Genomic DNA, 19,871 nt, shown 5'->3' on the forward strand with positions numbered 1-19,871 from the left:
CTGGTCTGGTACTGGCTGGCAGACTGGCGTTTTCAGCTTTGTCTGGTGTGACTCACCGCCCTTCCGACCGCGCGCAGCGTGTGTCTTGCAGTCGACATGTCCACCAGGCAGGGCGGGAAGCGCCGGCCTGACCGCGTGAACATGGCTTGATAGAAGCTCGTCCGGGACCTTGTAAGAGATCCCGTGACTCATTACAGAAACGCCTGCTCGACGACCAGACCGGCACGTAATAACACCCCCTACAGAAGGAGTTACCGTGCCCATCGTCTCACAACTGGTTTGGCAACAGTACGACCACGTCATCGGGGTCGACACGCATGCCAGGACCCACACCCTGGCCGTGCTCAGCAGTGCCGGAGCGCTGCTGAAGTCGGCGACTTTCCCGACCAGTAAACCCGGGCTGGACCGCGCCTACGCGTGGATGCTGCGCGAGGCACCAGGCCACACCCTGGTCGCGATGGAAGGCACCGGCTCCTACGGGGCAACCTTCACCGACCTGCTGAGTGCCCACCGGGTGGAAGTCACCGAAACGAAACCACCGAAACGAGGTGTCCGCCGGGCCGGTAAAAGCGACGTCATCGACGCCGAACACGCCGCCCGCCACGCACTGGCCCTGCCCGTGGACCGGCTGATGATCCCCCGCACACACCACGGCGACCAGGCCGCACTGCGAGTCCTTTTGACCTCCCGGAAAGCACTGCAGAAGAACAAAACCGCCACCAGCAACGCGTTGACCGCGCTGCTGCGTGGCTTTCCCCTCGGCATCGACGCCCGCAAGAAACTGACGAAAGCACAAATCGGCCAGGTCGCCGCCTGGCGCACCCGCAGCACCGACACCCCCGCACAGAACACCATCCGAGCCGAAGCAACCCGGATGGCCCAGGAAATCCACACCCGGCAGGGCGAGATCGCCACCATCAACGCCAAGCTGACCATCCACGTCACCGCACTGGCCGCCTGGCTACTGGAAGAGAACGGTCTCGGACCCTTCACCGCCGCCCAACTCCTGGTCTCCTTCTCCGCCCACGGCCGCATCCGCTCCGAGGCCGCATTCGCCCGCCTCGCCGGCGTCGCCCCGATCCCCGCGTCCTCCGGGAACACCACCCGGCACCGCCTGCACCGCGGCGGCGACCGGCAACTCAACCACGCCCTCTACATCATCGCCTCCCACCGCATGCTCAACGACGAGCCCACCAAGGCCTACACCGCCAAACGCCAAGAACAAGGCCACAACCGCCGCGAAACCCTCCGCAACCTCAAACGCCACATCGCACGCTCAATCTTCCGAAAACTCAACGCCAACACTTGACAAAACCCATAGAAGCGTCGACTACGCTCAGGGAACGGATAGGGCGCGCGAATCGCCGCAGGCATCCGCTGGGCTTGCCACTCCGCTGGGTACCCTGAGGGCATGTCGACGATCAAGCATCCCGTCGGCCCGCAGCCAAGCAAAGTGTATTGGCGCCGGCGGCTGATAGTGATTCTGGGTCTCATCGCGGTCATCGTCGTCATCGTGCTGATCGTGGTACGACCGGGTGCCAGCAATGGGCAGACGCCACCGACACCGGCTACCACCCCGACATCCACTGCGAACCGCACGCCAGGCCCGACAGCACCGCCGAGCACTACGATCCCCACCACCGCAGCCCAGGTCGCCGGCGCACCATGCGTGGCCGCCAACATCGACGTCGAAGCGATCACGGATGCCACCAGCTACGGCGCCGATCAGAAGCCGCAGCTTTCGTTGTCGCTGACGAACACCGGCCCGAAGTCGTGCACACTGGACGCGGGAACGGCCACGCAGGTGTACACGATCACCAGTGGCACCGAGGTCTACTGGAAGTCGACCGACTGTCAAACCAACCCTGTGCACACTGAGATCCTGTTGAAACCGGCTAAGACGGTGACTTCCACGCCGATCCCGTGGGACCGCACGAGGTCGGATCCTGCATCCTGCAGTAGCACCGACCGGCCCGTCGTGCCGGCCGCCGGCGCCTCATATCATCTGAAGGTATCGGTTGGCGGCTTCGACTCTGCAACCACGAAGCAGTTTCTGCTCGACTGACGAAGCGTGCACCGGCCGGGCGCGCTTGTCGAGCGGAGCGCAGTCAGCACAGGAGCGCAGTCCAGACAAGCGTGCCGTCCAGACAGGAGCGCAGTATGAACAGGAGCGCAGTATAGACAGAAGAGTCGGTCACCCGAGTAAGGTTTTCACATGACCAGTGGCGATCTGTCGGCGGTTGGACAATCCGCATTCGCGGTCGCACTGGCCCGTGCCAGCGAGGCTGCGCGAGGCCGCCCCTGGTTCATCGATCCGGTGGCAGTCCGGCTTGCGGCCGCTGTGCCGCAAGCGGCCAAGGAACGTGTGGGAGTCGGCCTAACTGCGTGGATTGCTGTGCGCACCAGGTTTCTCGATGAGCTTGTTTTGCGCAGCGTCGGGCGCGGTGTTCGGCAAATCGTCATCCTCGGTGCTGGACTGGATTCGCGCGCTTTTCGCCTCTCCTTACCCGACGAAGTCGCGCTCTATGAAGTTGACCACAGGGAGGTGTTCGCGGCCAAACAGCGTATCTTGAATGCGGCGGGCCTGCATTCTGCACGGCGGCGCGAGGTCGTGGCCGACGTGCTCGATGCCGGTTGGCTGGCCGCACCCGAGGTCGAGGGCTGGCAGCGGGAGGAACCCACGTTGTGGATTCTGGAAGGCTACCTGATGGCCTTCGATGCGGAGACGAGAACGCGGATCGTGACCGAATTGGCTGCGGCATCCGCGATCGGAAGTGTCCTCGGCGCAACCGTGAGCACGCGGGTCGACATGCGAAGCCCCCTGTGGCAGCCGCTGGATCAGGCCCACGTCGGCGGCTGGCTGTCGGAATGCGGGTGGACCGCAGAGTTGACGGACATGGAGGATGCCAGCAAGCACTACGGCCGCCCACTGCCCTCGGACACGGTCGAGCGCATGAACGGTGCGCTCATCGTGGCGCGGCTGAATGGAGACGATCAGGTCTACGAGCAGTTCGAGCTCGATTAATTGGCCGAGCGGCCGGCTGGGGGTTGGCGTTGTCTAGACGGGCGTTGTCTGGACGGGCGTTGTCTAGACCGCGTTGTCTAGACCGCGTTGTCTACATCGCGGGGAATACCCGAGCGATCGCGCCGGCGAGGTGGGTCGCCGTGTCGTCGATGCGGGTGCTGAAGCCGAGTCGTTTCGCCTCGGAGTGGCGCTGCTTGCCGTTGGCCACTGGGCGAATCTCACCGGCCAAGCTGATCTCGCCGAACGCGACCGTGGTGTGTGCGATCGGCCGCTCATTGACGGCGGATGCGACGGCGAGCGCGATCGCGAGGTCTGCGCCGGGCTCCGTCAACCGCACTCCGCCGACGGTCGAGACGTAGACATCTTTCGTGCTCGTGACGATCTTGGCCCGCTTCTCCAGTACCGCAAGCAGCATGGCCACGCGAGAGGAATCCACGCCGTTGACCACCCGTCGCGGGTTGGGCGCCGGTGTGCTGATAACCAGCGCCTGCACCTCGACGGGCAGCGCCCTGCGCCCCTCCATTGCGACGGTGACGCACGTGCCTGATACCGCGGTCGGGGCGCGGCTGAGGAACAGTCCGCTCGGGTCAGCCACTTCGCGGATGCCGTCGCCGGCCATCTCGAAGCAGCCCACCTCATCCGTCGGTCCGTAGCGATTCTTCAGCGCGCGCACGAAACGCAAGCTCGTTTGACGATCGCCTTCAAACTGGCAGACGACGTCCACGAGGTGTTCGAGCAGTCGAGGGCCCGCGATCGATCCGTCCTTCGTCACGTGGCCGACCAGCAGCACGGGCAGATCGCGTTCCTTCGCGACGCGGATCAGTGCAGCCGCCACTTCGCGAACCTGACCGGGTCCGCCTGCCAACCCGTCAACGCCGGCGCTTGAGACGGTCTGCACCGAATCGACGATCACCAGCTGCGGCTTGACCGCGTCGATCTGGCCGACGATGGTCGCGAGGTCTGTTTCGGCCGCGAGGAACAGGTTGTTGTGCAGCGCGCCGGTGCGTTCTGCACGCAACCGCACCTGATTGACCGACTCCTCAGCGCTCACATACAGCACCCGCGAGCGACCTGCCGCTGCCTTGGATGCGACCTCGAGCAGCAGCGTGGACTTACCAACGCCCGGTTCTCCGGAGAGCAGAATGGCTGCGCCGGAGACAATTCCGCCACCGAGCACGCGGTCGAACTCGGCAATACCGGTCGGGCGGTGCCGCGCGGCGTCTGTCGTGACATCGGTGATCGGGCGTGCAGCGCGCGCTGCGCTGATCGAGACCGGCTTCAGCGCGCGCAGGATGCCGGTCGGCGCGCTCGCCTCGGCCACAGTGCCCCACGCCTGGCACTGCCCACAACGGCCTGCCCACTTGATCGTGGTCCACCCGCACTCGCTGCACCGGTAGCTCGCCTGTGTCTTCGCCACCCACACCTCCCTGGTCGCTCTCACTGTAGCCGCGACCGCCGACAGCGCCCCGTTCGCCGCGGCTCGCGGTCACTGCGGCCGGTGGCCATGGCCAGTCGCCGTCGCCACCGTCGCAGTCGCATGCCGCGACCCGCTGATCGCCGAGACAATTCGCGGGTGCGAGTGTCAGTGGTGCGGCGCACAATGACAGCATGGCCAATTTCCAGTTCACGCTGCCGAGCGGTCGCCGGCTGGGCGTCACGGCGCTCGGAGATCCTTTGGCACGTCACGTCGTCGTTTTCTGTCACGCCGCCCCGGGCTCGAGCGTGTTCGATCCCGATCCGGTCGCGACCGCCGGGCGCAATGTGCACCTGCTTGCCTTCGATCGGCCCGGCTATGGCTCTTCGGATCCGCTCCCGCCGGGTAAATGGCCGACAGTGACAGGAGCTGCGGACGACATCAGCGAGTTTCTGCACTCCGCGGAAGGCGCCGCGCAAACCCTGGGCAACTCGCAATTGGATTCGCTCGGCGCGGTCGGTTGGTCTGCGGGCGGCAGGGTGGCGCTCGCACTCGCCGCCAAGCATCCGGATGTCTTCAAGCGCGTTGCCGCGATCGCCACCCCGGCTCCGAACGACGAGGTCGCTTGGATCCCACCGCAGCAAGCAGCGGCCAGTGCGCAACTGGCGACGTTGCGTGCCGAGGATGCTATCGAGCGACTCATGGCGATGTTCGCCGCCCAGCCGCGCGAGGCGACACCATTGCCCGGCGCCGACAGTGCGGTGTCGCTCGAGCAACTGGGAATCTCGGCTGCGGATGCGGGCGTGCTCGCTCGGCCGGGCGCGCGCGATCGCCTTGAGAAGATGGTGCGCGACGCGTTCCGCCAGGGGGCGATTGGCGTGGTCACGGACATCCTGAGTTACACGGCGCGGCCGTGGGGCTTTGATCTGTCGGCGGTGCGTGCCGAAACACTGCTGGTCTACGGAGCCGCCGATCCGCTCATCACCCCCGCGCACGCGCAGTGGTATCGCGATCACCTGGAACATGCAAGCGTCGACATCGAACCGAACGTCGGGCATCTCGTTGTGATGCCGGCCTGGGATCGGGTGCTCGCGCATCTCGCCCCCGACTCGAAGGCTGCCTAGGGCCCGGGGCCCGGGCCGGTAGCCCAGGGGCCCGGGCCGGTAGCCCAGCGGCCCAGGGTCTAGCCCCTAGGCATCGGCTGCCGTCGATCGAGCCTGAGCGTAATATTCGATGTCGGGTAAATTTCGAACTTGATAGGGGCCCCTCGTCATGGAACTCGGTCTGCACAATGCCAACTTCACGTGGGATAGCCCCGTCGCCAGCCTCGGCACGACACTTGCTCGGACGGCGCGTGAGGCGGAGGCAGCCGGCATCGCGCGGCTGACCGTGATGGATCATCTGTGGCAGATCGGAAACTACGGCCCGCCAGAGCGCGAGATGCTGGAGGCATACACGACGCTCGGCTTTCTCGCCGCGCATACCGAGCGTGTGCTGTTGCACACCCTCGTCACCGGCGTCGTTTATCGTGAACCCGGGTTGCTTGCCAAACAGATCACGACCCTCGACGTTCTATCGGGCGGTCGCGCCGGATTGGGCATCGGTGCGGCTTGGAATGAAGACGAGTCGCACGGTTTGGGCCTGCCATTCCCGCCGCTCGCGGAGCGCTTCGAACGACTGGACGAGGCAGTGCGCATCTGTCTGCAGATGTGGAGCGACGACGACGGCCCGTTCGACGGCAAACACTATCGCCTGACGCGTACGCTCAACTCACCTCAGAGCCTCAGCAAGCCGAGGCCATATCTGATGATCGGTGGCGGCGGCGAGCGCAAGACACTCAAACTCGTTGCCCAATACGCGGACGCGTGCAACATCTTCGGCGGCCCGGACGCCGCCCACAAGCTCGACGTGCTGAAGGCGCACTGCGACGCTGTCGGCCGCGACTACGACGAGATCGAAAAGACCACGAGCCTGTCGATCGATGAGTCCACAACACGAGACAGGCTGCTGCATCAACTCGACGACCGGCGATCGCTCGGGTTCACCGTCGCGTACGTCTCGAGCAAGAATCCTGACCCGCTTGTAACGGTCGATCTGCTTGCGTCCGTCGTGCAGGAGGTCGCTGGCGAGTAATGGCCGGGCCTGCATGCTGGCAGCCTATGCGGCCGCCGGAAACCGTGCGATCAGGTCGGCTACGAGCGTCGGCTCGAAGGCGGCCGCCCATACGCGGTAGCCGCGATCGTTCGGGTGGAAGGCATCCTGAGCGAATTGCGTCAGCATGCCAACCAAGCCCTGCCGCGCAATCGTCGAGTGCAGAGGAACGACGGTCAGTTTTCGCTCCGCGGCGACCCGGCGCAGGATGCCGTTGGCCACGGCGACCTTGCGTTCGTTGTGCGGCAGGTAGAAGCACGGCAGATCCGCGACGATCGCGTGCGAGGGCAGCGCGGCGAAGATCTGGCGCAGGCCGTCTTCGAACGTCACGGGATCGAACCTGCCGATATCGTTGGCGCCGATCGAGACAGTGACGACATCGGGCGACAGGGTGCGAAATCGCGGCAGCTGCTCAGAAACCGCGAGCCCGACGGTCGCGCCCGACACGCTCAAGTTGACCACCTGCACCGTGCGACCAGTGACCCCGCGGATGTCGTCGGCAAGCCTCCCGACATATCCTCGCGGCGGTGCGCTCGCGCCGATGCCTTGTGCTGCACTGTCGCCGATCGCAACGTAGAGCAACTCACCGGGAAGTTTCGCGGTGTCGCGCCACCATTTCGAGTGCACAGGCAGCGTGGCGTTCAGCGTCACCGCGCCCGCAGCCATCCGGCGTCGGAATCGGCGGACGCCGACGACCCCGGCGGTGGCGACAGCGGCGACGGCGGCCGTTGATCCGATGAGAAGCTTGCTGTTGCTCACACCGAAACGCTACTTCACAGCCTCGGCAGGCACGTAATATAGTTAGCACACGTCAACTAACTAAACTTTGCCGCGTCGCCGGCAGAAGAAGGCGGTTATGACCGAAGCCAGCACTCTGGCGCCCAGAAGCCAACGTCGTCGGGATCGCGTCGCACGGGATATCGCGAGCCCGCACTACAAGTGGATCGTGCTGTCGAACACAACGCTCGGTGTGCTGATGGCGTCAATCAACTCATCGATCCTGCTGATCGCCCTGCCAGACATCTTCCGGGGCATCGGCATCAACCCGCTGGAGCCGGGCAACACGAGCCTGCTGCTGTGGTTGATCATGGGCTACATGGTCGTGACCGCCGTGCTGGTCGTCAGCTTCGGCCGACTCGGCGACATGTACGGGCGCGTCAAGATGTACAACGCCGGGTTCGCGATTTTCACGATCTTCTCGCTGCTACTGACAATCACCTGGATGACCGGCACGGCCGGCGCGCTGTGGCTGATCATCATGCGCATCCTGCAGGGCGTGGGCGGCGCGATGCTCTTCGCCAACTCGAACGCCATCATCACAGACGCCTTTCCGATCAACCAGCGCGGGCTCGGCCTCGGCCTCAACCAGGTCGCCGGCATCGCCGGATCTTTCATCGGCCTGATCATCGGCGGGCTGCTCGGCCCGCTCGACTGGCGGCTTGTCTTCCTCGTGTCCGTGCCGGTCGGGCTCTTCGGCACGGTATGGGCGTATCTGAAGCTGCATGACACCGGCACCAGGCATCATGCCGAGATGGACTGGTGGGGCAACGCGACGTTCGCAGTCGGCTTGATCGCCGTGCTGGTCGGAATCACCTACGGCATTCAGCCGTATGGCGGCGACACAATGGGCTGGACGAATCCGTGGGTGCTTGCCGCCCTGATCGGGGGCGGAGCCGTACTCGTCGTCTTCTGCATCATCGAGACGCAGGTTCGCGAGCCCATGTTCAAGCTCAGCCTGTTCAAGATTCGGGCGTTCACGGCCGGCAACCTCGCCAGCCTGCTCAGTGCGCTCGGCCGTGGCGGCCTGATGTTCGTTCTGATCATCTGGCTGCAGGGCATCTGGTTGCCACTGCACGGATACAGTTTCGCGTCGACGCCGTTGTGGGCCGGCATCTACATGCTTCCACTCACCGTCGGCTTCCTTGTTGCGGGCCCGGTGTCAGGGTGGCTGTCCGACCGGTTTGGCGCGCGCTCGTTTGCAACCGGCGGCATGCTGGTGGCCGCGGCGAGTTTCGTGTGGCTGCTGATGCTTCCTGTCAACTTCAACTACTGGCCGTTCGCGATCGCACTGTTGGTCAACGGCCTTGGAATGGGATTGTTCGCGGCGCCGAACCGCGCAGGCATCATGAACAGCCTGCCGCCCACCCAACGCGGCGTCGGCGCAGGCATGAGCACCACCTTCCAGAACTCCGCCATGGTGCTGTCGATCGGCATCTTCTTCTCATTGATGATCACCGGGCTGTCCAAGTCACTTCCGCACACGCTGTTGACGGGTCTCACCGCCCAGGGCGTGCCCGCGGATGCCGCCGCCAAAGTGGCGGGGCTCCCTCCCGTCGGCGTGCTCTTCTCATCGCTCCTCGGCTACAACCCTGTGCAGTCGCTGCTCGGCCCACAGGTGCTTTCGCACTTGCCCGCGGCCAACGCTCACTATCTGGTGGGCCGCAGTTTCTTCCCATCACTGATCTCCGGGCCCTTCTCGGAGGGGCTTGGCGTGGCGTTCGCGTTCGCGATCGCTGCATGCGTGATTGCGGCGATTGCGTCGGCCATGCGCGGTGGCAAGTATGTGAACACCGATCACTTGACGGTCGGCCGTTCCACCGGGAGCGTGCCGAAGGTCAGCGCGCAGTCGGCTGGCGTGCAGGCGGCCGGCGTGCCCTCAGGCACCGAGCCGGATCTCACGCCGGTGATGCATTCCGCGATAAATTCGGAAGGCGATGGATCGACGATGGGGCGGCATCCGCTCGAGGGAGGCACCCGTGGCTCAGGGATCGCTGGATAGTCACCTAGTGATCGACGGTGCGGTGGTTGATGGCGCTGTGATTGATGGCGCTCTGGTTGATGGCGCTGTCGACGGTTCGGCGGCGGAGCTCGCCGGCGGGTTGCGTACGGCCGTCAACCGGCTGGGGTTTCATCTGCGCACGCCCGCGGCCCGCTCAGGCATCACTCCGACGCGGCTGAGCGCTCTGGTCGCTCTTCGAAAGGGCGGTCCGCAGCGGCCGGGCGACATTGCAACGTGGTTGGGCATCAGTGCCGCGAGTATGTCCCGCCTCACCGAAGCGCTCGAGGTCGGGCGCTGGGTCGCGCGCAGCCCAGACCCGAGCGACCGTCGCGCATATTTGCTCAGTCTGACCGAGCACGGGAATCAAGCGCTGGACGACCTGCGCCGCGAGGGCACCAGCCAACTGACAGCGGACATTCTGTCGCTGACGCAGCAGCAGCGCACTGCGCTTGCGGATGCCCTGCCGGTATTGATTGCCCTCGCCGATCGGCATCTGTCCGCGCTCGCTCCGACGCCGTCGGCACCCCCGGTGCCCGAGTAGCGAGCGCCGGCACCCCCGGTGCCCGAGTAGCGAGTGCCAGCACTCCCCGGTGGTCGAGTAGCGAGCGCCAGCGAGCGTATCGAGACCTGCGTCGCACGGGTCAGGAGGTCTCGCGCATGCTCGCCCTTTGGCTCCGCTCAGGGCCCGAAAGCTCACCGGCTACTCGGCCGGCGGAGTGCAATTCGCACCGCGGCCCGCACTCGCGTACGATATCTCCCGGTACCGTGTCCGAGCGGCCGAAGGTGCAACTCTCGAAAAGTTGTGTGGGTGAGAGCCCACCGTGGGTTCAAATCCCACCGGTACCGCCACGTGAACGCCCCGCGATCCCTGCAAAACAAAGGGAATCCGGGGCATTTTTCATGTCGGCGCTGAGCCGTCTGACTACATTGTGACTACATCTGATTCGGAGCCGGCCGGGTGGCCAGCTCTGAATCCGCCAAACTGTTGCGAGCCTGACTCAGGAATGGACGCAGATAGACTCGGTCGTGTTGGGCTAGACGGGCAGGGTCTTGTTCGACTTGGACCGATTGCATCGCCAGCAGAGCGTCTGCAGGTTCTCCTCGGTTGTCATCCCGCCCTTTGAAACGGGGACGACGTGGTCCACCTCCAGAAGGAGGTGTGGCTCGGCCGCAAGCGAGACCGAACAGAACCGACAGGTGTGATGATCGCGAGTCTTGATGAAGGTGCGGAGCTTGGCGGTCATGAGCGCACGCTGGCCTGCAGCTGACTTGTTGAAGCGGATCTTCTGGGACATCGTACCGACGAGGATGTCGATCGTTTCGGTGTTCAGGGTGACGGTCGTCCGCTGTGAGCTATTGCCGCCTGCGCTCACGTATTCGAAGGCGTAGACAGGGTACGGAACCTTGATGGGCGAGAGCTCGACTCCGACTTGTCCCATAAACTCGTCCGAGTAATGCTTCAGGATGAACGCAGGCGGCTCGATTGATGCGGTGATTCCGGATTCGCGCTGGTGAAGGTTGTCGACGGCGTCTTCAAGTCGAGCGATGGCATCACCGAGGTTTTCGACGTCGGCGAGGTTGGCCTCGTCCGCTTTGATCTCAAAGTACTTCATCAGGTATTTGATGGGGTCGGCGCTTGCGTTCCGAACGACCTGCAGTGAACAGTTGTGGACGTTCGGAGCCTGGTAGCTCGCCACGTTGCGATCGCGGCGGTACTTGTGCACGCTTGTGTTCTCGAATGAGGCGAGTTGCGAGTTCGTTCCGGTTGAGGAGATCCCGAGCTGAAACTTCGCTCCTTCGCGAATCTCGGATGTGTACGCGGCAACCTCATTGTGTTCGGCGACGACCGAGGCGATCTCGGCCTTCTTCGCGAGGAACTCTTCGCTCGCGAAGTAGCGGTTCTTTCGGATGGTTCGGATGAGCCGAGGCAGCACGAACGCCAACACGACGATCAAAGCAATCGGCACAGCGATGTACCAGAACGTGATCAGGAGGGCGATCACGACTATCACGGCCCCGATTGCCAAGAGGTATTGCACAGTGTTTCCCCATTTCAAAAGTCATCGAATGAGGAGCAGCAATTGTCCGTTTCATCGCTGCGGCGATGTTCGACTAGATCCGCCTACTCGGACCTGTCTCACTTTCGCGACTGCTTGGACCTCGACGCCGACGGCTGTTCACCGGGCTGAGGCTGCTCTCACATCTACTCTGGCCGGAGTGTGGCTTGATCTTGTAGCCCTCAATCGGGTGAGGCAGCTAGCCTGCGACATCTCTGGCTGCCCTCGTCCGAGCCGCATCAAGAGCAACAGCAACGGCATCCAAGTCGTCATCGAAGAGGTCGGCATAGGTATCGAGGGGACTTTACAACCGGCCGCGTCAGACCGTCCCGGTGCCGAATGCACGTGGTCGGTAGGCTGGGCCCAATTGACGGGCGACACGCCTCGTACAGAGGATCACTAGGGGGGGGGTTGTGGCAGAGAAGTCCGGGCAGCCAGCGGAAGTCTTGGGAGCAAGCCCGTACGCTACGGGTGGCGGCGGAGTTTCATTCGCCCACCGCGTGGCAACGGTGTACTTGGCGAACCTTTTGACCAATGGGCGCCGCCCCGAAGTCTCGGATCTGCCAGTCACTCGAGTTTCGTTTCAGACTGGCCCAAGCCATCCCGTGGATGACCTGTTGATCGACAGCTCGGCTGCCGAGACCGCCGTTTCTGTTGCTATCGCTTGCAGGGCTACGCCCAACTTCGTCCCCAGCCATGAAGCGTCGGTCAAGTTGGTTAGGTCACTTCTCGACGAGATTGCAAGGTTCGACAGTGACACTCAACATGTAGCAGTCGCAACTGCCGGCTGGCAAAGCCAATGGGAAGAACTCGCCACCGTGTGCTTGGTGGCTCAGAGTCATGCCGACCCGACATCATTCCGCATGGCAATAGACGTGAAGGGCCGCTGGTCACGTCAGGTTCGCAACAGGCTGAAGCAGTTTCTAAAGATGGTCGAGAAGGCCGAGGTCGCCGAGTTGTCGGAGGACGAAGTTCTGGCACTTGGTTGGAAGTTGCTTTCGAGGTTGCACGTAATCGGATTTGCTGTCCAAGGACCAAACGCGACCGACCGAACAAACGTTGCGCTAGTGCTCGATTCGATTGCTGCAGACGGCGTCGACGGGATTACGATACGGGATCGAATCGAGGTTGAGGCCACGCGTTATGACGCGACAGGAGCGATCGTGGACCAAAACCTGCTGCGTCGAGATTTGCACGGATTGCTGCCGACCAACCTCGGACGAAATGCGCGGGCCTGGGAAGTCCTTGCTGATCATCGGAGAGCAGCGATCTCAGCGGTTCGCACGACGATGGGCGAGTCCACCAGTGTGCTCGAGATCCCCTTCCAAGACCGGCATTCAGAACTTGGCGAACGTATTCGCGCGGTAGGCCTGGAAGGGTCTGCCCTGGTGGTGGCAGGCGAATCTGGAACGGGGAAAAGCGCTCTCGTGCTGTCCACCATTGCTGAGCTCGAATCGAAGAACCCTGGAGACTTCGAGGCACTGGTCTTAAACTTCCGAGCGTTGCCGCGTACGAGCCTCGAATTGCGGTCGGCGGTCGGTTTTTCGATTGATGACGCGCTTGAAGAGATGGCGGCGCCGATTCGAATGCTGGTCATTGACGCCGCCGACGCTGCCCTCGAGCGATCAGAGGGTTTGCTCGTTGACCTTGGCCGGTCGGCCGCCAGCACAGGTACAGGTCTCGTAGTAGTCACGTCGGATGTCGCCGAGGAGTTCGTTCGCGATCAGGTTGCTAGAAGTACCGATACTCGGCCGTCAACCTTCACCGTACAAACCTTAGATGACGACGACATATCGAAAGTGGCGACGAAGTTTCCAAGTCTCCGCAACGTTTTGCGAGACCTCCCCACGGACTCACTGTTTCGACGACTTGTTGTGCTTGACCTGCTAGCGCGCACTGGGCTCGAACTCAGACAGTCGATGAGCGAGTGGGAGTGTCTCGAGACAATCTGGCGGCACGTGGCCCGTGGCGAAGGGCGACCAGAAGCCGGGTCGGCGGAAGGTCGGGAGCGTGCGCTCCTCGCTGTAGCAGCCATGAATCTAGGCAGTGCGCGAGCCAGTGGCGCCCACATAAGCTTCGAGGCAGTCTCGATTGACGCTCTTCGACGCGATCATTTGCTCGCGCCAGCTAACCCCTTCGTCGGCGAACCTCAGTTCGCACACGACGAAGTGCGTCGCTACGCGACCGCGATCTTATTGGTCCGCTCCCCGGACGTTGCGGCCGAGTTGGAATCAGCTCACGCTCCTCGATGGGCTATGTCTGCGGCAGTGCTAGCGTGCCGTGGGGCGCTGGACCGTTCGCCGCGAGAAATAGCGCCGATCGAGTTTGTCACCGCGCTCACCCGATTCAGGGACCTTGGCGCTAAGCACGGCGCACGTTGGGCCGATGTCCCAATTGAAGCCGTGCTTGGATCCACATCGACCTATGAATGTTTGAACACTGCCGTGAGAGGTACAGACCCAGTTCTTGCCATGAGCGACCTGGTGCGAGTGGTTCAACAACGGCACACCATTGGCGGCCTGGTTAATCAGGTCGTCGCTGCGCCCGTAGTTGAGTTGCTTCTGCAGGCGGATGAACCCTGGGCAGGACCGAAAGACTCTTTTGAATTGCTCACTAGTTGGCTGCGAGCCTTGGTTATGACGGGCGCACCGTCCGGCAATCGGCTGCGGATCATGCTCAGGGATCGATTGCTCCGTTTCTGGGACTCGTTCCCCGCCGATGTTGACGACACGTCCGGCGCCCCGGCCCAGCGGCCACAGCAGCATCGCCGACTCGACTACCACGTCACACGAGAGGAGTTCGTGGAGACGCTAGCGTTGCTCGGGCCGGACATCGATGCCGCCGTCGAGAACGCACTAAGGCTCATTTGCGAGCGCGCTCCGGCGTTTCTGGCACCCGCAGCCGATTCACCGTTCAGCGCGCGGGCACTCATATTGCGCGACCCCGAGTTGCTAGCGGACATGATTGAGGCGTATTACATCGACACCGATGCCGACAGGTGGGGCCCAGATGACGGAGTGCGTAGTCACCAGGGACGCTGGACTTTTATCGGCCCGCCATTTTCCGCGTTCTGGTTCGGTGGATTCTGGCCACTTTTCCAGAACGCGCCGTACAAGACGTCCGTTCGAGTGCTGAACAACATCCTGAATCACGGCGCAAAGTTTCGAGTCGAGACATTGAGCAAACTTCGTCGCCCAAGCGCGTTCGCGGCACCAATTGAGCCGGCCGATTTCAAACCCGAGCCCGATGGGCTTCTGCTTGATCTGGACGGCACCCCGAGGCTTTACACGGGAGATAGCCACGTCTGGAGTTGGTACAGGGGCACGTCCGTCGGGCCAGAGGCAGCTACTTCCGCCCTCTTGGCGATGCAGCGCACTGTGGACCGCTGGCTTGACCAGGGGGTTCTTCCTTCGACAGTTATGGATGCACTGCTCGAGGGTTGCTCAAACTTGGCCGTTCCCGGGTTGTTGTACGGGACCTTCGTCCGCCATCTGGAACGGCTCAACGGTGAATTGGACCGGTACTTAGCGGAGCCGTCTGTCTGGGAGTTGGAGTTCGGGCGAGTCATAAGCGAAAGCTTCGCTTTTCGAGCACCAAGCGATGACGTAGTGAATGCCGAGCGCTGGCGTTGGACCCCACCCGAGGTCGCCATGTGGCTGGTTACAGTGGGAGGAGATGACCGGCGTGAGGAGCTATCTAAGGTGGCAGCGGCGCTGGTCGCGAACGGGCACCGCATAGGGCTCGAGGCCGAGGTGAGTAGAAACTGGGCAGCGGCCTTGGATGCGTCGAATTTCGAACTGACTCAGCAAGGTGATCAAGTACTGATCCAGGTTGTCCCGTCCCCCGAAGTTCAACTCGCTCAGGCGCGGCACCAGGCAAGTCGACAACTAAGCAACACAGCACTACGGCTGCAAAACCGATATTGGAGCTCGAGAAAGCACGACCTCGACTATGTTCCCCCGACTGCCGCCGAAGTCGCCAGGGATCTGAGAGACGCTCGGGAGCTCATCCAAGCTGACGACGAACAACTTCCGACACGTTCGCTGGATATTCTCGCCCACGTTGCGCGCGCCGCGATCGAGCTCGCGGCCGATGGGCAATGTGATGAGCTCGGCGATCAGGGCAACTTTGCTGTGCGGTTTGTCCTAGACACTGCGTCCGACTTTCTCGACGTAAGCACCGCTCCGTACGATGAGCAGTTCTTCGACCTTGGTGCGGACCGCGCCGTTGCCCTTGCCCTTCCGGCCCTACTTACGACGTCGCCAGCTTCGCTCCTGGCGTCAACCGGAGCCTCACCAGAAGACGTCGCGAAGGCCGGACTAGGGATGGCGCGCCATGCGGCCTTGGAAACGCGACTCTACCTTGCGCGTGGCTGCGATCGGGTCTGGCCAGCAGCATGCCACGGAGACGTTTGTATTCATTCAACAGCGATCGACTGGCTGATCGAAACTGCGCGGAATGCCGAGATTGGCGATTGGGACCCGGACAATCAGCGAAGGTCGAGGTGCTACATCGAGGGCGACGTTCCCGAGCGCCTTGCTCGAATCGCCGGCGATTCGATCGACATTCGCATGCTGGACGCCGTGATTCGAGGACTGGGAGCTGCGTCTGCAATAGATCACTGTCAGGTGAAGCGGGCTCAGTCGCTGTTGGCGCACTTCTTAGAGATACAGCGCCGCGCGATGGTTCACCACGCCAGGGAGGGATACTCGGTCGACGACAGGGGAACGCATAACTTGGTCGCCGCCAGGGCCCTGTTGAGCACCGTCAGCTCAGATGGTGAATTGAGCGCGATTCTCACGCATCTGGACGCTTTCCGCGGGGACGCGGGTCTTCTGATGCATTTCCTCCACGGGATCGCAGGTGCGGGCGCAGAACGCAAAACTCTTGCGGGGGCAGCACGTCAAGTCTGGCCAGCGCTCTTGAGACGCGCAATCACATATGCAAGCGAGGAACCAGACCCGTTCCGCGATGGCCAGTGGGGTGACTGGGCCGCGGCGGCGCTGCTTCCAACTCCTCTGTCCTGGGCGGCGGGGATGTACAGCGAGTTGGGAGGGCCACCAATTGACTGGGTACACGTTGAAGACCTCGTGGATTTGATCGGCGAATGGCTCCCGCTTGGAAGAAACAAACTGATGTGCGTGGACGCCCTCATCAGCGTCGTCGCACGTCTGCCGATTGACGACCAGGTATCACGTGGAATTTCCTGGTTGTCCGAGTTGTGCCTTCATGATGATCGTGCCCTCGCGAGTTGGACCTCCCTTCTCAACAAGTGGCTTACCGACGTGCGTAGAACAGCCGACTCACTCGACCGACTCGTCGACTGGCAAGTGCTAGTTGACGCTTTGGTGGTAGCGGGGGACGATGCCTTGGCCCCCTACAGCAAGTGAACGCCTCCAGCGAGCGATTAGATGTTTGCGCTGTGATTCAGTTGTGTCCGGTGGGGAATCATCGACTCGGGACTGCCTGTACATGTGCAGCCATAGGCGTGAGGCAGAACCGTACATTACATTTCACTACCAGCCACGTTTGACTACATTTTGACTACAACCGCACAAGTTCGCATGAGATCTATTGAGATCGCCAGGGCACTACTTCGTTGACATTCCGCGGAAGTTGGACTGGATGCCAAGGGCCCAAGCCCCCGAACTAGGGTTCAAATCCCACCGGTACCGCCACGTGCAAGCCCCCGCATCCCTGTAATTGCCAGGAGTGTGGGGGCTTTCGCATTGCCAGGAACAGCGATTTGCCCGCAATTTGCCATCCTTCACACGTGACGCTTCCTTATCCATCGGATGCTCACGCGCGCCGCACGCGGAAAGAACAGGCGAAACATACCCCCTGATTCGGGGGTGCGCGCGCTCTATGCGTGAGGCCTGCCCGGTCGTACTGTCTTGCCGTGAGTCCGATTGCGGAGTCCGCGCAGCCTCCTGTACCGCCAGTCGGTGCACGCTCCGCCAGTGCACCCGCTGCAGGTACACCGTCGGCCGACGCGTCGTCGTCGGCGGAAGGCCTTCGCGCGATCTTCGCCCAGCGACGACTGTCGATCGCCACGATGGATCGCCCGCTTCGGCTGGCCACCGCCGTCACCTTCGCCAGTCTGTTCGGCGCGGCCATCCTGGTGGCATTGCGTGATGTCAAAGCAGGAAACGTAATGCTCGGCGCGACCGGCGGCGTGCAGACGAGTCTGAGCATTCCGCTGTTTGTCGCAACCCTGGTGCTGTTGGCGCTCGGGCTCGGTTACCTCACCGCAGCGGCGATGTTCGCCGCACGCTGGATCGCAGTCGGCTCGACGTTGCTGATCACCGGTCTGATCGCGTGGACGACCGGGCTGTTGGGCGTCGCCGGCCTGCTCGCCGTGATGCCGGATTGGGCACGCGCCGTGTGCTGGGCGCTTCTCGCACTGATCTGGATGCTCATGCTGGCGGTGCTCACGCGACCTGCGGTCGTTGCGCGCAGCATCCGGATTCGGTTGATGGTGATCATAGCGTCGTGTGCGATCTTCGGTGCCTTCTTTGTCGTGCTGGCGTTCGCCTCTGTTTCGCTGAACGGTCTGTCGCTGTTTCCGCTGTCCGTGCACTCGTTGATGACGGATGTCGCGCTGCTGTCCATCCCGCTGCTGCGGATCGCGGCGGTCGACTTCGCCGAGTGGGGCCAGCTCTCCGGTGAGAGACTGGCGTTCACCACCAGTCATCATGTTGGCGATGACAGCAGCGCCGACGGTGGCGGTGTCGAGTTGCGTGCGGCATCCAAGGTGCCGGGGTGGTGGCGGATACGTGTGGTCCCGACTCTCGTTTGCCTGGCGTTGATCGTCATCGGCTGGTCAGCCCTGCCGGGAAGCGTGCTGGCACGCTTGATCGTGGTCGGCGAGGCCGTGCTGATTCTGCTTGTGCTGCTTGCCGTCTTCCTCGGGATCGGGCGCGCGGCGCGGGTGCCGAGCATCCGCTGGCCGCGATCGCTCGGGTTCGCCGTGCTCTTCTCAGTCTTGGCAGTTTCGACTTGGGCCGGCGGGGCGGTCACGGCATCACTGTCCGGCGCGTTCTCGACCCCGCAAGTGCCGACGGTTTCTGCGCACGGCGACTATACGGCGGCTGCGAATGTTCGCAGCTATTCGGGTGCCTCCGGGTTCACGGTGCTGCTTCAGGGTGGGTGGGCTGCCGAGACTAAGAGCTCCGTCGACGTGATCACAAGCTTCGTGCCAGCCGGAACGCGGACCGTATTGACCGCCGTCGAGATCCCAGGCAAGGTCACGGCGGTTGACTTCGCTACTCAGCTGAAGCTCACAACGCGCGGAACGCCGCAACATGACGGCGCCTGGTTGCGGCTTGAGATCGCCCCGACAGGTGGCGGAGACGGAGCGATCTGGACGCAACCTCTTTCTCAGGCCACGCAGCCTCAGGGCGCGCGGTCGTTCGTCTTCTACGGCCTGACGACTGGGGCAAACTACAGCGAACGGATGCGTGCGCTCGAGGCGATCGTGCGCTCGTTCCGGGCAGCGGATGCGACGCCGGCCAAGCTCAGCGATGTGGTCCCGGGCTACGCCACGGCCGCGCACTCCGGCTCTTCCGTCGCGACGACCGCGACCGCGGTGGCGCAGCGGCAAGACGACCTCGTGCAGACGATCGGCATCGGATTCGATCTGCTGGTGAGCATCCTGGCCATCGTGCTTCTGCTCGTCTTCGGCAGGCGCTGGCCGATCAGTGCACGCGTGGGGGTTCTGCTTTATGGAGTGGTGACGGCGTTCACGATCGTGTCGTTCGGTGGAGCTGCGCTGCGGCAACTGTTTGGAACGGTTGCCGTCTGGCCAGGCCTTGGCGAGGCACGCCTGCTGATCGGTGTTGGACTGTTCGGGCTCGTGGCACTCGTGGTCGGTGCACGACGCGGTGCACGACGTCGTGCACAGGGGAGTGCGCCAGCGAGCGCACCATGGACCGAACGGCTGCCGGGAGCTCTGTCTGCGTTGGGATGCGCCACGCTCGTGCTGTACGTGATGGACCTGCTCTACACGCAGGCGCTGGGCGCCGACCAGGTCGCCGCATGGGCAGCCGTCATCATCTTGGTTGCGATCGGCTGGGACATCACTATGTCCGGCGAATCGCTGACGAACGGTAGCAGCCGATTTTTCCCCCGATCGACGAGGGTAATGGGCTTCTTCGGCTATGCGATCCTGCTCGCGGGCACAATCGTCTACTTCTCCGGCCAGCACACCGCCGTTTCCGCGAATACACGGCTCGCCGATAACTTCTTCGAGCCAGAAGCGATCACCCAGGCGGCGCTCTTCCGGTTCGCGCTGCCGGTGATGGTGCTGCTGTTCCTATTTCAACTGTTCGGGCGCCGCACGCTGCCTACCGTGCGGATTGACGGCCAAAGCTGACCGTTTGCCGAGGCGCGCAGTATTCGATTTGCAGGAAGCCTCTGTGCTCCCGTAAAGTACTTACTTGTCAC

12 protein-coding genes and 1 tRNA gene are annotated in these 19,871 nt (G+C 63.1%); 10 read left to right on the plus strand and 3 right to left on the minus strand.

Annotation, left to right across the window (positions count from 1 at the left end; all coding sequences use genetic code 11):
• Positions 1 to 256: 256 nt before the first annotated feature.
• The 3 genes from QU604_RS03390 to QU604_RS03400 all read left to right on the plus strand — a co-directional run bounded on the left by QU604_RS03390 (position 257) and on the right by QU604_RS03400 (position 3,025).
• Positions 257 to 1,309: an IS110 family RNA-guided transposase gene (locus QU604_RS03390; protein WP_308466613.1), complete on the plus strand. Its 1,053-nt coding sequence runs from the start codon at positions 257 to 259 to the stop codon at positions 1,307 to 1,309.
• Positions 1,310 to 1,411: 102 nt separating this feature from the next.
• A complete protein-coding gene (locus QU604_RS03395; protein WP_308467394.1) occupies positions 1,412 to 2,065 on the plus strand; it encodes a hypothetical protein in 654 nt (217 codons plus the stop codon).
• A gap of 150 nt (positions 2,066 to 2,215) precedes the next feature.
• Positions 2,216 to 3,025, plus strand: a complete 810-nt coding sequence (locus tag QU604_RS03400) for a class I SAM-dependent methyltransferase (RefSeq protein WP_308467395.1) — start codon at positions 2,216 to 2,218, stop codon at positions 3,023 to 3,025.
• Positions 3,026 to 3,116: 91 nt separating this feature from the next.
• Here QU604_RS03400 and radA read toward each other — a convergent pair whose 3' ends face one another.
• Positions 3,117 to 4,442, minus strand: a complete 1,326-nt coding sequence (gene radA, locus QU604_RS03405; protein WP_308467396.1) for a DNA repair protein RadA — start codon at positions 4,440 to 4,442, stop codon at positions 3,117 to 3,119.
• A 191-nt stretch (positions 4,443 to 4,633) separates the two neighbouring features.
• On the opposite strand from radA, the gene QU604_RS03410 reads away from it, so the two are divergent.
• A complete protein-coding gene (locus tag QU604_RS03410) occupies positions 4,634 to 5,563 on the plus strand; it encodes an alpha/beta fold hydrolase (RefSeq protein WP_308467397.1) in 930 nt (309 codons plus the stop codon).
• Between the two features lie 148 nt (positions 5,564 to 5,711).
• Complete coding sequence (locus QU604_RS03415; protein WP_308467398.1) at positions 5,712 to 6,572, plus strand: LLM class F420-dependent oxidoreductase; 861 nt, start codon at positions 5,712 to 5,714, stop codon at positions 6,570 to 6,572.
• Between the two features lie 24 nt (positions 6,573 to 6,596).
• Here QU604_RS03415 and QU604_RS03420 read toward each other — a convergent pair whose 3' ends face one another.
• Entirely contained in the window at positions 6,597 to 7,349 is a 753-nt protein-coding gene (locus tag QU604_RS03420; protein WP_308467399.1) for an SGNH/GDSL hydrolase family protein, read from the minus strand.
• Between the two features lie 97 nt (positions 7,350 to 7,446).
• Here QU604_RS03420 and QU604_RS03425 point away from each other — a divergent pair, with 97 nt between their 5' ends.
• From QU604_RS03425 to QU604_RS03435, 3 genes are all read left to right on the plus strand, one after another.
• A complete protein-coding gene (locus QU604_RS03425; RefSeq protein WP_308467400.1) occupies positions 7,447 to 9,369 on the plus strand; it encodes an MFS transporter in 1,923 nt (640 codons plus the stop codon).
• Positions 9,347 to 9,910: a MarR family winged helix-turn-helix transcriptional regulator gene (locus tag QU604_RS03430; protein ID WP_308467401.1), complete on the plus strand. Its 564-nt coding sequence runs from the start codon at positions 9,347 to 9,349 to the stop codon at positions 9,908 to 9,910. The genes QU604_RS03425 and QU604_RS03430 overlap by 23 nt, the downstream gene beginning before the upstream one ends.
• A gap of 218 nt (positions 9,911 to 10,128) precedes the next feature.
• A tRNA-Ser gene (locus QU604_RS03435) sits at positions 10,129 to 10,218 on the plus strand.
• A 185-nt stretch (positions 10,219 to 10,403) separates the two neighbouring features.
• Here QU604_RS03435 and QU604_RS03440 read toward each other — a convergent pair.
• Positions 10,404 to 11,408 (minus strand): HNH endonuclease, encoded by a 1,005-nt coding sequence (locus tag QU604_RS03440; protein WP_308467402.1) that lies wholly within the window; start codon positions 11,406 to 11,408, stop codon positions 10,404 to 10,406.
• A 623-nt stretch (positions 11,409 to 12,031) separates the two neighbouring features.
• On the opposite strand from QU604_RS03440, the gene QU604_RS03445 reads away from it, so the two are divergent.
• Together QU604_RS03445 and QU604_RS03450 are read left to right on the plus strand one after the other, a co-directional pair.
• Positions 12,032 to 16,816 carry a hypothetical protein gene (locus QU604_RS03445; protein ID WP_308467403.1) on the plus strand — a complete coding sequence of 1,595 codons (4,785 nt, stop codon included), beginning with the start codon at positions 12,032 to 12,034 and terminating at the stop codon, positions 16,814 to 16,816.
• A 509-nt stretch (positions 16,817 to 17,325) separates the two neighbouring features.
• Positions 17,326 to 19,800: a hypothetical protein gene (locus tag QU604_RS03450; RefSeq protein WP_308467404.1), complete on the plus strand. Its 2,475-nt coding sequence runs from the start codon at positions 17,326 to 17,328 to the stop codon at positions 19,798 to 19,800.
• Positions 19,801 to 19,871 lie beyond the last annotated feature (71 nt).

It is taken from the genome of Rathayibacter sp. SW19, assembly GCF_030866825.1.
GTDB classification, from domain to species: domain Bacteria; phylum Actinomycetota; class Actinomycetes; order Actinomycetales; family Microbacteriaceae; genus Rathayibacter_A; species Rathayibacter_A soli.

Bases quoted from the DNA above. Each gene is read 5' to 3' on its own strand.
- QU604_RS03425 (WP_308467400.1), top strand. From the start codon at position 7,447: ATGACCGAAGCCAGCACTCTGGCGCCCAGAAGCCAACGTCGTCGGGAT.
- QU604_RS03415 (WP_308467398.1), top strand. From the start codon at position 5,712: ATGGAACTCGGTCTGCACAATGCCAACTTCACGTGGGATAGCCCCGTC.
- QU604_RS03410 (WP_308467397.1), top strand. From the start codon at position 4,634: ATGGCCAATTTCCAGTTCACGCTGCCGAGCGGTCGCCGGCTGGGCGTC.
- QU604_RS03395 (WP_308467394.1), top strand. From the start codon at position 1,412: ATGTCGACGATCAAGCATCCCGTCGGCCCGCAGCCAAGCAAAGTGTAT.
- QU604_RS03400 (WP_308467395.1), top strand. From the start codon at position 2,216: ATGACCAGTGGCGATCTGTCGGCGGTTGGACAATCCGCATTCGCGGTC.